This window comes from Clostridium sp., from assembly GCF_050717535.1.
Lineage (GTDB): Bacteria > Bacillota > Clostridia > Clostridiales > Clostridiaceae > Clostridium_AD.
In genome coordinates this window covers 1-15,622 of sequence record NZ_JBOITM010000091.1, presented here as the reverse complement: position 1 = coordinate 15,622, position 15,622 = coordinate 1, and the positions used below count along the sequence as shown (strand labels likewise).

At 32.4% G+C, this 15,622-nt stretch carries 17 protein-coding genes; 1 reads left to right on the top strand and 16 read right to left on the bottom strand.

The window, feature by feature from the left end; translation table 11 throughout:
• Positions 1-9 precede the first annotated feature (9 nt).
• From ACREVU_RS19955 to ACREVU_RS19890, 14 genes are all read right to left on the bottom strand, one after another.
• The gene (locus ACREVU_RS19955; RefSeq protein ID WP_431553348.1) at positions 10-201 is read right to left on the bottom strand and encodes a flagellar FlbD family protein; all 192 of its coding nucleotides are present in this window, start codon (positions 199-201) and stop codon (positions 10-12) included.
• Positions 202-377: 176 nt separating this feature from the next.
• The gene (locus ACREVU_RS19950; RefSeq protein ID WP_431553347.1) at positions 378-1,379 is read right to left on the bottom strand and encodes a flagellar hook-basal body complex protein; all 1,002 of its coding nucleotides are present in this window, start codon (positions 1,377-1,379) and stop codon (positions 378-380) included.
• Between the two features lie 116 nt (positions 1,380-1,495).
• A complete protein-coding gene (locus ACREVU_RS19945) occupies positions 1,496-1,918 on the bottom strand; it encodes a TIGR02530 family flagellar biosynthesis protein (RefSeq protein WP_431553346.1) in 423 nt (140 codons plus the stop codon).
• 38 nt (positions 1,919-1,956) lie between these two features.
• A complete protein-coding gene (locus tag ACREVU_RS19940) occupies positions 1,957-2,694 on the bottom strand; it encodes a flagellar hook assembly protein FlgD (protein WP_431553345.1) in 738 nt (245 codons plus the stop codon).
• A 35-nt stretch (positions 2,695-2,729) separates the two neighbouring features.
• Positions 2,730-4,328, bottom strand: coding sequence for a flagellar hook-length control protein FliK (locus tag ACREVU_RS19935; protein ID WP_431553344.1), 1,599 nt, complete (start codon positions 4,326-4,328; stop codon positions 2,730-2,732).
• 5 nt (positions 4,329-4,333) lie between these two features.
• Positions 4,334-4,780 carry a flagellar export protein FliJ gene (gene fliJ / locus ACREVU_RS19930; protein WP_431553343.1) on the bottom strand — a complete coding sequence of 149 codons (447 nt, stop codon included), beginning with the start codon at positions 4,778-4,780 and terminating at the stop codon, positions 4,334-4,336.
• A gap of 72 nt (positions 4,781-4,852) precedes the next feature.
• Positions 4,853-6,160: a flagellar protein export ATPase FliI gene (fliI, locus tag ACREVU_RS19925; protein ID WP_431553342.1), complete on the bottom strand. Its 1,308-nt coding sequence runs from the start codon at positions 6,158-6,160 to the stop codon at positions 4,853-4,855.
• 22 nt (positions 6,161-6,182) lie between these two features.
• Complete coding sequence (locus tag ACREVU_RS19920) at positions 6,183-6,929, bottom strand: FliH/SctL family protein (protein ID WP_431553341.1); 747 nt, start codon at positions 6,927-6,929, stop codon at positions 6,183-6,185.
• Positions 6,913-7,926 carry a flagellar motor switch protein FliG gene (gene fliG, locus ACREVU_RS19915; RefSeq protein ID WP_431553340.1) on the bottom strand — a complete coding sequence of 338 codons (1,014 nt, stop codon included), beginning with the start codon at positions 7,924-7,926 and terminating at the stop codon, positions 6,913-6,915. The genes ACREVU_RS19920 and fliG overlap by 17 nt, the downstream gene beginning before the upstream one ends.
• A gap of 6 nt (positions 7,927-7,932) precedes the next feature.
• The gene (gene fliF, locus ACREVU_RS19910; protein ID WP_431553339.1) at positions 7,933-9,489 is read right to left on the bottom strand and encodes a flagellar basal-body MS-ring/collar protein FliF; all 1,557 of its coding nucleotides are present in this window, start codon (positions 9,487-9,489) and stop codon (positions 7,933-7,935) included.
• Between the two features lie 15 nt (positions 9,490-9,504).
• Positions 9,505-9,804, bottom strand: a complete 300-nt coding sequence (gene fliE, locus ACREVU_RS19905; RefSeq protein ID WP_431553338.1) for a flagellar hook-basal body complex protein FliE — start codon at positions 9,802-9,804, stop codon at positions 9,505-9,507.
• Between the two features lie 11 nt (positions 9,805-9,815).
• Complete coding sequence (gene flgC / locus ACREVU_RS19900; protein ID WP_431553337.1) at positions 9,816-10,250, bottom strand: flagellar basal body rod protein FlgC; 435 nt, start codon at positions 10,248-10,250, stop codon at positions 9,816-9,818.
• Between the two features lie 6 nt (positions 10,251-10,256).
• Positions 10,257-10,667, bottom strand: coding sequence for a flagellar basal body rod protein FlgB (flgB, locus tag ACREVU_RS19895; protein WP_431553394.1), 411 nt, complete (start codon positions 10,665-10,667; stop codon positions 10,257-10,259).
• Between the two features lie 647 nt (positions 10,668-11,314).
• Positions 11,315-12,154: a flagellin gene (locus tag ACREVU_RS19890; RefSeq protein ID WP_431553336.1), complete on the bottom strand. Its 840-nt coding sequence runs from the start codon at positions 12,152-12,154 to the stop codon at positions 11,315-11,317.
• Between the two features lie 208 nt (positions 12,155-12,362).
• Between ACREVU_RS19890 and ACREVU_RS19885 the strand changes: the two genes are divergently transcribed.
• Complete coding sequence (locus ACREVU_RS19885; RefSeq protein WP_431553335.1) at positions 12,363-14,447, top strand: methyl-accepting chemotaxis protein; 2,085 nt, start codon at positions 12,363-12,365, stop codon at positions 14,445-14,447.
• A 121-nt stretch (positions 14,448-14,568) separates the two neighbouring features.
• Here ACREVU_RS19885 and ACREVU_RS19880 read toward each other — a convergent pair whose 3' ends face one another.
• Both ACREVU_RS19880 and ACREVU_RS19875 read right to left on the bottom strand, forming a co-directional pair.
• The gene (locus ACREVU_RS19880; RefSeq protein WP_431553334.1) at positions 14,569-15,000 is read right to left on the bottom strand and encodes a transposase; all 432 of its coding nucleotides are present in this window, start codon (positions 14,998-15,000) and stop codon (positions 14,569-14,571) included.
• Positions 15,001-15,252: 252 nt separating this feature from the next.
• Complete coding sequence (locus ACREVU_RS19875) at positions 15,253-15,390, bottom strand: hypothetical protein (protein ID WP_216162584.1); 138 nt, start codon at positions 15,388-15,390, stop codon at positions 15,253-15,255.
• Positions 15,391-15,622 lie beyond the last annotated feature (232 nt).

The following is a 15,622-nucleotide window of genomic DNA, read 5'->3' as shown; positions in this document are numbered from 1 at the left end:
CCTTACCCCCTAAAACTTACCAGCAAATATTTTGTTTTTATATTTTATTATTTTATCAATTACTGCATCTGTGCTCTCAAGCACAATGTACCTCTTGCCATTTACTAATGTTATTAACGTTTCTGGCATTGTTTCAATTTTTTCTATTACCTCTGCGTTTAATATAAATTCTTCTTTATTTAAGCCTGTAAGTTTTATCATGGGAACCTCCTATGATTTACGATTTATTATGTATTATAAGATTTCTTTTAAAAATACCTATTCTATATGTTGGTCTATTTTTTAGAATAAGTAAATTGAAAAGAATTTGGTAAGTCTCAAATACATATGGTATTTGAGACTTATTGCAAATTCAGTTTAAAATATAATGATTTATACTATCTCTTTAGACCTATTATTTCCTGTAATATTTCATCGCCTGTGGTAATTGTCTTACCTGCTGCCTGAAAGGCTCTTGTTGTAACTATCATATCTGTGAATTGCTCAGCTAAATCTACATTCGACATTTCAAGCATTCCTGAAAGCATATTACCATAACCTTTGCTGTTATCGTCATCAGTAGCAGCTCCAATTCCTGATCTAACCACTGGTTCTCCGGAGTTAGAAGTGCTTGTATATAAATTTTTACCACTTTTACTTAGTCCTGCTGGATTATTAAAAGATGCCATGGCAATCTGTCCAATTACAGTTACACTCTCATCATCTAAAATAGCCTTAATAGTTCCATCTTTTTCTATAGAAAAAGATTTCACCTTGACTTCACCACTATCCTTAGTTATTTTATCAGGTATTGATAATGGTATAAGAAAACCATCTGCTTTTGGAGCATCGCCAACATCGGTAGGATTTGCATTTACAAATTTTGTAACAAGTTTACCATCCGTGTAGATTAAGCTTTCAACTACAGAGTAGCCCATAACCCTAAACCCATCTGATGTTAACAAATGACCTTCATGGTCTAGTGTTAAAGCTCCATCTCTTGTATATGATGGAGTCAATATATTTTCAGTTTGATCCACCATAGTGTGATCTGTAACTGTTACTTTTCCATTAATAGATCCACTAGCAACTATTAAATAACCTTCTCCATCCATAGCAACATCTAAATTTCTAGATGTTGGCTGCATCATTCCTTGACCAACCATAGTATCTATTCCCGCAACTTGTACTCCTAGTCCTACTTGCTTTGGGTTAACTCCTCCTTGATTTGTTGATGGTGCAGATGCATCAGACATACTTTGGCTTACCATATCTTGAAACCTAACTCTTGAACTTTTAAAAGCTGTAGTCCCAACGTTTGCTATGTTATTTCCTATAACATCTAATTTAACTTGATTTGCTTTCATTGCACTTACTCCTGCATATAATGATCTTAACATAATATTACCTCCATTTTTTTAGTTAAATTGCAATAGAGTTATAATGTAATTTTGATTTTTTATTATTCACTTTGCTTCTGTATTTCCACAAAGTTAAGCCTCCTAAAAGGTCCAGCTTATATCATAACTACACTATCTATATTGGTTACTACACTTGCCTGGCTTTGATTTTTGTCTATTGCGGTAATTACAGTTCTATTTTTAATACTAGTTATAAGGGCCATATCCTTATATAAGATTAATGCTTGTTTCGCACCTTTACTATCTGCCATATTAATTCCTTGGTTGATTTTTTCCATGTCAGCATCATCAAATTTAACATTTCTACTATTAAGCCTTTGTGCTGCATGAGCAGATATTGTGAAGTATTCTTCTTTTTTTATTTGTTTGTCTAAAATTTTATTAAATGTACTTTTATCTTTGTTTAATATATCTTCTTCTTTACTAACTTTAGCATTCTTATTTTGGAGTCCTACACTTGAATACTCCGTAAAGTCCACCGTTGAATACAATTTTCCATTTACCACTCTAAAAGACATATCTTAATATCACCTTACCATCACAATTAATTGTTTATTTATTTCACTTTTGAGATGTCATCATAGCTTATAATGCATTCCTTACCATCTTCATCATTAGTTATAGTTAAATTAATTCCTTTTGCATCTCTAGAAACGCTTTTAACTATTCCTGAATATGCTTTTTCATCATCTGTTGCTGTAGTCTCAACTTGTTTACCCATTAAACTTATAGCAGCAGAAAATCCTGCATTGCCATTTAAATTATTTAATGTAGTATCTGGCACATCTATAACATCTGATAAAGTGTCAGCGGGGAAATCCTTTATAGTGCCATCAGACAATTGCACCGCCATATAAGTTGCACCTGCTTCTTTATAAACTGCCTTAACCGTGCCTCCATATTGCATTCCATTTGCATCATAACTACTAAAAGCTACAATCTTACCCACTAGTGCAGATGAGGTTTGAAAAGCCATAGTACTATTCATATTGGCCATTTGTTGTAATGACGCAAATTGGGCCATTTGAGCTACAAACTCTGTACCATCCTTTGCTGCTGTTGGATCTTGGTTTGAAAGCTCTGCAGAAAGAATTTTAAAGAAAGAATTTTGGTCCATTTCTTCCCCTTTTTTTACAATTGGAGTTCCTCTGTCAGTTGCTCTTGATGATTTAGCCGCGTCATTTGCTGATTGACTAATTGTAGTACCATTATCCGTTATTTTTTCTTGTTTATTAGTAGTAACTGAGCTGCTAGGAACAATTTGCGGTGCTATTATTGGTCCATCTATAGCCATTTTTATCACTCCTTCTTTTAAAGACTTTTTCATTCTTAGACAAATTTATTTACCTGATTTTCTTGTATAGCATAATTATTTATTATAGACATATCATCATTTCCATCTTCTGAAACTATTTTTGTATCATTATTATTATTTTTTCCTCCGTTGTTGTTTTTCCCTTTAGAATCCTTGTTAAAAAATGTTGAATCCTCATAAATATTTATATCTAAGCTTTGAATTTTGATATCCATACTTTTCAGCCTATCACTTATATCTTGAAAGTTTTGATTCAATAAATTATAAGTATCTTTATTTATAGCAGATATACTAGCCTTCATGATTCCACTTTCCATGGTAAGTTTTATTGTTATTTCTCCAAGTTCCTTAGGATTCATTTTTACTGTCAAATCCTTAATATTATTAATTTCCATGAATTTTATATTTTCAATTACATCTACTGTAAAATCATTTTTATCAATTACTAAATTTGTAGTTTGAACCTTAGAAGTATCTATGGTCTTTGCAGCTTCAAATTGATTCATAAAATTAACTGCTTTTGATATTTTCATATCATCCTTATCTCCACCTAGCAAATTTTTAAGGAATTTTTCTTCAGAGAAACTATTTCCTGAGGATTTATTTTCCTTAGATGAATCATTGGAGCTTTGCATTTGGCTTTTAGGAAGAGTTTCAGTAGTGGTCTTAGTACAAAGTTCCATTACCTTTTTAACTAAATTATCTTTTACTTCACTGTCCTCACTAATTCCGCTAAGTACTTGTACATTAGGAACTTTTAACAAGCTCAAATCTCCCTTTAACTCATCTACTACTGTAGATAATTTTTGTAGCACATCAATTATTTCAGAAGGTTTGATGTTACTTTCTTTTGATTGCTCCATAATTGCAATTATTTCACTAAGGTTATTTTTTATTAAATCATTCTTTGGACTAGATATTAATTGTTCATTGCCCTTTAATTGCTCCATCATTGCAACTATTTCACTAAGACTATTTTTTATTAAATCATTCTTTGGATTGGACATCAATTTATCTGTACCTATTAATTGTTCTGCACCTATTAATTTAGCCCCCACCTTTAAACTTTCTAGGTCAATAGAATTAGATTCCCCTTCCGGTTTTATCGTGGTTGAAGGTTCAGAATTATTTTTAAGCATAGAATTCAATAACTGAAGTAGCTGCTGAATTTGGTCCATTTGTGACACAGATTTATCTGCACCTTCCACTTCTTGCGATGAATTATCAATGGTTTTTTCAAGTTTATCTATAGCTTCTTCTATGAGATTAATTATCTTTGTTTTTAACTCTTTATCATCTTTTGTATTGTCTAAATCCTTTGCAGGAGTAACCTGAGTTGCTGTTTTCTCAACATCACTGTTTTCAATATCCTTGTTTTTAGTGTCCTTATTTTCAACACTTGCACTCTTATTTTCATTATCTGTTTCGTTTATATTTTGGTCTTTACACTGTTCTTTCTGAACATTTTCCTTCGAAGAATTCTTAGAACTCAATTCATGATTATCTAAAACTCTTTTAAATTCTTCACTTTTATTTGATGCATTTGGAATCTCCTGCTTTTTAGAAGTAGCATAGGTATTAACATCAACATTCATATTCATATTTACGTTCACTGTTTTCACCTCCTCTCCCTGTGGTTATTTCTAATATAAGCATATAGCGCAAACTCATCATTGGTTTTCTGTTCAATTAAGTTTTGCTCTTTTATAAAAGCACACTTTTGATTTTCCTTTAAAATTTCAACTGTCTTTTTTTTAACTTGACATTGTTTTAATTCACATCTTTTTTTCTCTAGCATCTCTTCTTTATCTTCTAAAACCACAGAGGTTTTATCAATAGCCAAATTTAATGCATTTAAATAATTCTGTTTCATCTTTTGCTGAATAATAGATTGATGAGCATCTATATTTCTATGAGTTTTATACTTTACTTTTAGATTACTTAGTTCCTCTTGTACTATATTCCTATCCCTTTGTGCTTCTTTAAATATTAGTTTACTTTTATCCTCATTATCTTTTCTAATATCAAGAAGCTTTTGCAGTCTAAATTTATAAATATCTGCCAATTTAAAAACTCCTCTCTGAAAACTTGTCTATGAACATCTTAAAGGCCATATATACATCATTTCTTAGATACTTTAATTAAAAATATTTTTTAGCGAATTTAAACTTTGGTCAAAGTCTGTAATTTCATTAATACCCTGTTTTAAAAAAGCCTCTATACTATCATTATATTTAATTGCATTGTCAATTTTTACACTACTGCCTTTTACATATGCCCCAATATTTATTAAGTCCTCGGAGTCTTTATAAGTTGCCATAAGCTCCCTTGCTATAGATGCCACCTGTTTATGTTCTGTTGTAGCAATTTCAGACATTAACCTGCTTACACTACCTAAAACATCAATAGCCGGGTAATGATTTTTTGCAGCTAAGTCTCTAGATAAAACTATGTGCCCATCAAGTATCCCCCTAACCGCATCTGCTATGGGTTCATTGAAATCATCCCCATCAACAAGTACTGTATAAAAAGCTGTAATGGATCCCTTAAGTGACATACCACTGCGTTCCATTAATTTAGGTAACATTGCAAATACAGATGGAGTATAACCCTTTGTAGCTGGAGGCTCTCCTATGGCTAGTCCAATTTCTCTTTGTGCCATGGCGAATCTTGTTACTGAATCCATCATTAAAATTACTTTTTTACCTTGATCTCTAAAGTATTCTGCAATTGCTGTAGCTGTAAAAGCTCCCTTGAGTCTTACTAGGGGCGATTTATCAGAAGTTGCACATACGATAATTGATTTTTTCATTCCCTCAGCGCCTAAATCCTTTTCTATAAAATCCAGTACTTCTCTTCCTCTTTCTCCAATAAGTGCAATAACATTTACCTCTGCTTTTGCCTGTCTTGCTATCATTCCAAGAGTTGTACTTTTACCTACGCCACTACCCGCAAATATACCAATTCTTTGGCCTTCCCCACAAGTTAAGAATCCATCAATGGCTCTGACTCCAGTAGGTAAAATTTCCGTTATTCTACGTCTTTTTAGTGGATCTGGAGGCGATGCATTTAGTGAATACTTTGTATACCTCGCAATATCAGGGCCTGATAATGGATTACCTAACCCATCTAGGACCTTTCCAAACAATTCATCGGAACATTTCACGGTTAAAGGGTTACCTGTTGGCACTACCCTGCATCCCGGCGATATACCTATTAGTTCCCCAAGTGGCATCAATATTACATTTTTATCTCTAAACCCAACAACTTCACAGGGGATTTCCTCATTTGAAATATTATAAATATTACACACCTCACCAACAAAAGCCGTTATCCCTTGAACTTCAATAGTAAGTCCTATAACATTCACTACCACACCTTCGGAATAAGTGTAGTTAATATCCGGAATTTTTTTCATTAAATACTCAAAATTTAGATTTATCATAATAGTTGTCGCCTTTCTACACCTATATTTGCTCTTCCTGAAAAACTTGCACTATTTTTTCTAAACCATAAGCTATACTTACAATGTTTTTGCCTGTGTCTTTTTCAATAACAGCAGTTCCATCATCTAAAAAATTGTCCTCAATTACAAATATATCACCTTGAAAAGCAAGCTTACGTTTCCACTCCTCTATTTGTCCTTTTATAGAGTCGAAATGACAACTGTTACTTTTTATAATATAGGATTTTATATTTCTTTCAGTTTTTAGAGTATTGAAGATCATTTCATTCAAAGCATCTTTCTCCAATATCTCCCTTTTAAGTATATTCTCAGCTATACTTAAAACTAGTGATTTTATCTGCTGCTCTTTATCTGTTAAATACTGATTATACTCAACTTTTGCTGAAGTTAATAAATCGTCAGCCATGGTTTTTACGATTTCAGCATCTGCCCTAGACGTTTCCATAGCTTCATTATATCCATTTTCATAACCCGTTTTATGTCCTTCGTCTAATCCCTCTTTATATGCCTGAGTTTTTGCGGTTGCTGCATCCACATAAGCTTTAGAAATAATTTTTTCGCTTTCAAGCCTTGCACTGGCTACTATATTGCTTGCTATCTTTTCATAGCTTTCCATAATATCTCTTTTAGTGCCATTATTCTCAACCATAAATCCATCTTTAGTAACTTCTTTTAATTGGGTACTTATCTCCTTATCGCCTTGCTTAACAACTCTGGAATTTTTTATCACATTAATTGATGATTGCATCTTCTCCACCCCTTGAAAGTACAATTTCTCCAGCTTCATCAAGGCGCCTTAATATACCAACAATCTTTTGTTGTGCTTTTTCAACATCCATAAGTCTAACTGGTCCAAGGAATTCCATATCTTCTTTTAGTGATGCTGCTGCTCTCTTAGATTGATTTTTGAATATAGTGTTTGCCACTTCTTCTGAACATCCCTTTAATGCGAGAGATAAATCTTTAGTATCTACTTCTCTTAAGATTCTTTGTATTGAAACATCATCCAGGGTAATAATATCTTCAAATACAAACATAGATTCTTTAATCTTTTCTGCAAGTTCGGCATCTTCTCTTTCAAGACCCTCAGTAATATTCTTTTCAGTAGTTCTATCTACTTGATTTAAAATATCCACAAGGGATTCGATTCCACCAACTACTGCAGTATCCGTTCTAATAATAGAAGATAATTTTCCATTTAAAACTTTTTCAATTTCTTTAATAACCATAGGTGAAATGCTACTCATAGTAGCAATTCTAAAAGATACTTCACTTTGCAAATCAAGTGGTAGAGCTGCCAGTATCTGAGCAGCCTTATCTGACTGCATATAACACATAATAAGTGCTATGGTTTGCGGGTGTTCATTGGATATAACATTCAAAAGTTGATGAGCGTCAGCTTTCCTTGCAATGGAAAATGGTCTATACTGTTGTGTTTCCTCCATAACCTTATCTAATATTTCTTTTGCTCTGGTCGTTCCAAGTGCTTTTGAAAGTAAGTTTCTTGCATATTCAAGTCCACCTTCTAGCAGAAAATCCTTCGCTTTATTCATTTCCATAAATTCATCCAGTATCATCTGTCTTTGCTCAGATTTTACTGACACTATATTAGCAATTTCATAGGTTATCTTTTGTATATCCTTTTCCGGCAATTTTTTTATTATACCAGATGAGGCATCCGGGCCTAAGGTTATAAATAATATAGCTGCCTTTTGAATTCCTGTAAGTTTTTCACTTTTAGCCACTAATTATCACCTCTCATCTTCCGTCAGCCAAGACTTAATTATATCTGCAACTTGTTCTGGTTTCTCTGCAGCATATTTTTTAACCTGCTTTTCCATATTATGATTCTTATCGTTAGTCTCAAATTCAATAGGAGCAAAGAATTCTTGCTGCTTTGGAACAATATTGTCCCCAATTACCGTATCAATGCCTTCTGAAGCTTCTTCTGGCTTTTTACGAGACTTACGAATTATAACAAACAATATAAGAAGTACTATAAGAGCAAGAACCCCAAATCCAATCTGTTTGTATAAGGCCGCTTTACTAGCTGCTTTATTAACATTTTCAATATCTACTAATGCTTTTTCAGCTGCTTTTTTACTATCACTATTAAAATTCAAGCCTTCTATGCTTATAGTATCACCACGAGTTCCAGAAAACCCTATAGCTTCTGCCACCAAATTATTTACTGAAGCTTTAGTAGCCTGATCCAAATTGCCATCTAACACAACCGAAGTAGTAATTTTCGTAATTCCACCAGGTGCAGTTACTGTGTTTTCCTCTACTTTTGAGTTATCATAATTTTTTGTTGATTCTTTATTAACAACATTCCCATTTTTAGGAGTTGTAGCCGTAGAGTTTTTTGCAGCTTCATCTACAGGACTAGTTGTTAAATCAGTAGTAGTACTATCATTTATAGTTTGTTTATCATTAGAACTTACTACAGCTCCCTTTGTATCATATGTAACGCTTTTCTTTTCAATTGCATCAAAATTAAGATCTGTATTAACTGAAACCCTTACTCCAGTTTTATATATAGGCTCTAATACCTTCATTATTTTTGCTTCCAATTTTTTTTCAATCTCTGCTTTTACTTCTTGTTGTTTATCTGTAGAACCAGTTAATGTATCTGCGTCTTTATCATATAACCCCTCAGTTAAAAGAAGAAACTTATCAGAAACTATACTGACATTTTCCTTTGGAAGGTTTTCTACAGCTCCAGTTAACAATGCAACTATTGCCTTTACCTGTGAATCATCAAGCTTAGTACCTGCTTTAAGTTTTATTACAACAGAAGCACTAGCTGGCTGGGTTTCCCGAACGAAAGCTGTGTTTTCTGGTAAAACCAAATTAACCTTTGCTCCTTCAATTTCAGGAAAAGATTTTATTGCCCTTTCAATTTCTCCTGATAAAGCCCTTTGGTACATGATTTTAGTTTCTGTATCCGTAGGCGACATTTTACTATTATCAAAAAGTTCAAATCCCTTACTTCCCTCTGTAAGTGGAACCTCTGACGCAAGTTGCATTCTAAGACTATCAATCTGTTCTTTAGGCACTAATATACTAGAACCACTTACTTTATAACTAACTTTATCTGTTTTTAACTTTGCTAAAACAGCACCTGAATCCTCTGATGTCATATTGGAAAATAGCACATCATATTTAGTCGAAGATGCTATATGTATAAACGAACTAAGGGCCACTATAATTACCACCGCAAGTAAACTATAAGCTATTTTTTTACTTTTACTTAAATTACCAAAGCCTTGCGTGGCCTTATTCTTCATCTCGAGTAGCTTACTCATCACCAGCACCCCTTACTATATCTGCATCCTATTGAATTCCTGATAAGCCTCTACAATTTTATTCCTAATTTGCACTGCAAGTTCCAGGGATAGTTTAGCTTCTTGTGTAGATAGCATAACTTTATGTACATCCTCTTCGTCACCTTTTACAAACTGATCAGTAATGTTATCTGCTTGTATTTGTTTATCATTAACGTCATCTAATTTTTCTTTTAAAGTATCTAAAAAATTAGTACCTTTATTCTCTACTTCTACAGAATTCTTTTGAAGTTCATTAGATATTTTTGTATTATTAACATAAGCATTAATATTCATTGTGCACCCTCCTATTTACCGATTTCTAAAGCTTTAGAGAACATGTTTTTTATAGCAGTCATAGAATTTACATTTGCCTCATATGCTCTTGTAGATGCAATCATATCTGCCATTTCATTTAAAATATTTACGTTAGGCATTGTAACATATCCCTCTTTATCGGCATCTGGATGTGATGGGTCATAGACTTTCCTTAAAGGCGAAGTATCTTTTTCAATACCAACAGCCGATACCCCTTTAAAACTATCTTTATATAACCCAGTTGTCTTGTCCATTTCTTGTTGTAGATTCTCCTTAAACACAGCTATTTTTCTTACATATGGTTGTCCATCTTCTCCCCTAGTGGTAGTTGCATTGGCTATGTTAGAAGCTATGGTGTCCATCCTTAGTCTTTCTGCAGTTAGCCCACTAGAACTTATTCTCATTCCCCTAAAAACATCATTCATTGTTTTTTATTTCCCTCCCGATATAACATAGTTTGTAAGTGACATTTTACTATTAACTTGTGTAACTAGTGCATTAAACATTAAGGTATTCGCTGCTTGATTAGTCATTTCTAAATCTATATCAACATTATTACCATCTTGCCTCATACTGGTGTTTTCTTCTCTTTTTACTGTAATTTCTCCATTGCTACCACCGTTTTGCATATGTTTATCATTACTGGTTTTCATTGTATTTTCACCCATGCTGTCATTTAATGTGTCTTCAAATGAAACATAGAATTTCTTGTAATTTTTTGTATTAATATTTGCTATATTATTTGCAATAACCTTACTTCTAACTGCAGAAGCATCCATACTTTTTTTCAACAAGTTATATGTATTCCCACCTATAGGATCCCCACTTATACCCACAATCATCATCCCCTTAATTTAGAATTAGACATATACTTAGAAAATCCTTCTTTATATCTTATATTTTACTATAAATAACTAAATATTTTTATTAACCCTAATATATTCCACTTTATTAATTTCATTATATACTATTTAGTTTACTCTGCGAATGTTTTTTTGTTGGTTTTTATGAATTTGATTAATATTAAAATTTAAACTGCTATATTTCATTGTTATAATGTCTATTTTAGTAGTTATGTTTCTTTTTTAGAAATTTTTATGAAGTATGTGTTTTCTTTATAATGTACATTTATATTATACATTATTGTTGTAATTTGTCTATTAATTTAGCTAAATAATACAAATAAAAAAAGAAAGAAAGTATATATTACTACAACTTCTGTTCGCTGCGCTAAGTAATTTTAAACTGGTTTTAATGAAAGATGCTAAAAAGTGCAAACTCGCAATTCTCAAACATGCACTTTTCTTAACGCATCTCCCATTAAAATCATTTAAGAATTACTAGAGCTTGCTCAAATGAAGTTTACGTAATATATACTTTCTTTACTGTGTAAAGAACGAATTCTCCCTACAGTCGAGTATAAATGTTATCCACAGCCACTTCCGCAAGCTGTTTCCTATATAACTAAAAAAAGCAACTCAAAACTCAACTATCTAGATCTAACGTTTTCCAATATTCTTAGTGCATCTTGAGGTAATTTGTTTGATTGAACCATCATAGCATTCCCAGCTTCTATAAGAATATTATACTTAGAGTATTGCATCATTTCCTCAGCCATGTCTGTATCTCTTATACTGCTTTCCGCTGATTGCATTTTGTCTGAAATTTCAACGGTAGAATCATAGGTGCTTTCAAATCTATTCTCTAGCGCTCCAAATTTACTTCTTGCACCGATGATTTTATCAAGAGCTTTGTCTACATTTTCAATAGAAGCGCCTATATTATTAACATCCACAGTTGTATTATTGAGATCTAATCCTTGTGCAGATGATGTAGTTAGATTGTATCTTGGTATGTCAATCTTTTCTCCTACATTAGCACCTGTAACCATTTCTAGAACATCTGAATCAGTACTAGTTTTCGCTAAAAGTTTAACCCCATTAAATTCAGTATTATTTGCCATGTCATCTGCACCATCTAACATCTGGTTTATTTCCCTTTGAATTATTTCTTTATCCTCTGGAGTTGTAGTTCCTCCAGCTTGCACCAACAGTTCTCTAACTCTCTGCAAACTACCTGTTATACCTTCAAGACCACCTTCTGCTGTTTGAAGCATGCTAACTCCATCTTGAGTATTCCTGGCTGCCATTTGAAGCCCTCTTATCTGCATTCTAAATCTCTCACTTTGAGCAATGGCATTAGGATTTTCTTTGGAACTGTTTATTTTAATACCAGAGGATATTCTCCCTAAGGATACACTTTGCTTGTTAAGATTCTGACTGTAGGCTTTATATATATTTAAAGAGGCAATATTTTTATTTATTCTCATAAAATCAACTCCATTAAAGTTTTTTATTTACTATCTATATATAGTATATCGGATATATTGAATTTTACTTTAGGAATATAAATTGTTATTTAACTACGTTTACATTTTATACTAGGGGTCTGACCCCTAAAGATATTGCAAATTTAATCGATAATATATATATAAACGGTAATAATCATAACAAAAATATAACACAAGAGGTGATGATATGTTTAAAATTAAAGCTAAACAAAATGAAAGTATTAGTAAATTTAAAAGTATTAAGACCATAATTTTTATTTCCATTTTACCAGTAGTATTAATATCTTTATTGACAATGGGTGTTTTTTCAAATTATATCTCTAAGAAACTTATAACTGCTGAAATTGAAAATAGGATGAAACATCAGTTACAAGAAACTATTAATTTAATAGATAGAGATATGGAAAAGCATGCTCAGATAGCCGTTGATTTAGGAAAATTCACTGGAGCTAGTAGATTGGTATTAAGCAAGGCAGCAATTTTAAAATCTCAAGAAGAAGTACTCTCTACTAATAAAGACACATTAGGAGTGGGAGTTTGGTTTGAACCATATAAATATAAGAAAGATTTAAAATTCTTTGGACCTTATGCATACAAAGACGGTGGAAGTTCAAAGATTACTGAGGATTATGCTACACAGGCATATAATTATCCTGAGCAATCTTGGTATACTATAGGTAAAAATACTGATAAAAATATTGCTTGGCAGGACCCTTACTATGATGATACTTTAAAGATGACTATGCTAACCGCCACTGCGCCAATATATGATGAAAATAAAAGTTTTTTAGGTGTGGTAACTGCTGACATGAGTTTACAGACTATACAAGAAAATATTAAAAATATTAAAGTAGGACAAACAGGAAAAGCAATGCTACTGGGAAAGGACGGAACATATTTGGCAGGTGTTTCTGAAGATTTAGCTATAAAAACAAAAATCACAGGAGATAAAAATACAAGCATAGCAAAGCTAGGGCAAGAAATTTTACAAACTAAAGAAGGAATATCTTCTTTTGAAGATGATAACGGCAAAAATCTTGTATATTATAAACAGATACCAGACCTAGCCTGGAATATAGTTCTTTCAATTCCACAAAAGGAACTTTATGCCCCAATAAATAAATTGTTGATTAATATAATTATACTAAGTCTAATCGCTTGTTTATTAGTGACATTGGCAATTGTTATGTTCAGTAATTATATTACTAAGAATATTCAGGAAGTAAATGACCTTTCGCATGCCATTGCAGAAGGAGATTTGACTCATATAATAAAGGTTAGAAGTAATAATGAACTAGGGTCAATGGGTAACAATTTAAACAAAATGGCCAATAACTTAAGAATATTAGTTGAAAAAGTTGCTGGAAGTTTAGAACAGGTGGTAGCAACATCAGAGGAACTTACAGCAAGCTCAGACCAAACGCAGCAATCCGCAGAACAGGTTTCTCTAGCTATTCAACAGGTAGCTATTGGTAGTGGAGAGCAGGTTACAATAGCTAATGATACAACGAAGATTGCAGAAGAAATATTTACAGGTATGGAACAGATATCAAATAATATTCAAGCTGTAACAAATACTTCTTTAGAAGCTTCTAAAAGAGCCGAAAAAGGTAATAATGTAGTATCCTCTGCTATAGGGCAAATGAATAATATTAGGGACAAAGTAACAGTGTCATCACACTCAGTGTCAATACTTGGAGATAAATCAAAAGAGATTGGAAGTATAGTATCATTAATAACTTCTATTGCTGGGCAGACAAATTTATTAGCACTAAATGCAGCTATTGAAGCCGCTAGAGCTGGTGAACAAGGAAAAGGATTTGCAGTAGTAGCTGATGAAGTTAGAAAATTAGCAGAACAATCCGCATCAGCAGCTAAGAATATATCAAGTTTAATAAATGAAATTCAAAAGGAAATAGTAAATGCTGTCAAGGCTATGGATAATGGTAGTATTGCAGTTAACGATGGCATAAACATGGTGAATCAGGCAGGCAAATCATTTGCAGATCTATTAGAGGATATAAATTACATCGCTACCCAAATGGAAGATGTTTCCTCAGTAACAGAAGAAATAAGTGCAGGGACACACAATATGCTAGGAGCAATTGAGAATGTTGCTAAGATTTCAACTGAATCGTCAGGAAATGCTGAGAACGTAGTAGCAGCATCGCAGGAGCAGACAGCACTAATGAAAGAAGTAGCTAATGCTGCTGAAAATTTAACTGAAATGGCCGTTGAACTACAAAGTTTAATGAGCAATTTCAGGTTATAATTTGTAATTTAAAATAGAGCTAGGAAAAAAATAGACCTATAGGAGATTAATCCTATAGGTCTATTTTACAGGCAAATAATAGAAATGAGCATCAGTGGCTAACCCATTCCAATAAATACGTTTATTGGTTACTAACCAGCAAATCCTCAGGCTTTTTAACCATTTTTGCTCTCATAGGGTTTAAGTGTATATACCTGCTTACTTCTAATACATATCCATCTTTCTCTATTATTTCAGCATTATATCTTGATTGGAACAAATGACCTATAAAATTATATTTCTTATTAAAATTTTTAGCATAAAAATTATTTATCCTACCAATATAAAAATTTATAGGCTTTTCTTTTGCTTCTATTTGTATATGTACATGGTTTGTCATCAAACAGTAACTTATAATTCTATAACAATCTTTGTAATAACATAGTGCCTCTTCCATACATCTTAAATAGAATTCAAAATCAATTTCTTCTTTAAATAAATCACTTCTTCGATTGCCTCTTGCTGTAACATGATATATAGCTCCTGGATACCATTCTAACTTCTTTCTTCCCATTTATACATTCTCCTGTCAATTTTTATTATCTATATTATTGTTGACAGTTTTTAATTTTTTAAAGCCTTTATTTTTACATTGTTTTACAAGTGCCTGTCACCTTTGTGAGGAGGTTTGCCGACGAACTTGCTTGCTCAAGATACTTTGGCAAAGTATCTTGAAAATTTGTTAATTCCCACATGTTTTCCATGTCTTATGGAACTTCTGCTATTAAAATATAGAAGCATACTACAACAAAATGAGCATCAGTAGCTAACTTAGTGACTCTTCCATACATTTTAAATAAAATTTAAAATCAATTTTTTCTTTGAGTCTATCATTTCTACGGTTACCTCTAGCAGTTACATGATACACAGCTCCAGGATACCATTCTAGCTTTTTTCTTCCCATTTCAAAATTTCTCCTGTCAATTTTTATTATTTATATTATTAACAGGCTTTACTATTTTAACACTTTTATTTTTACATTCTTTTACAAGTGCCTGTCACCCTAGTAAGGAGGTTTGCCGACGAACTTGCTCCTCATTCAACTATTCCTTCATTTTCTATATTTCTACTTTCTTCATCTTGTGCATTTACCTGTGCTACTAAATTGTTTAGCTTAATGTTTAATTCTTCTAGTT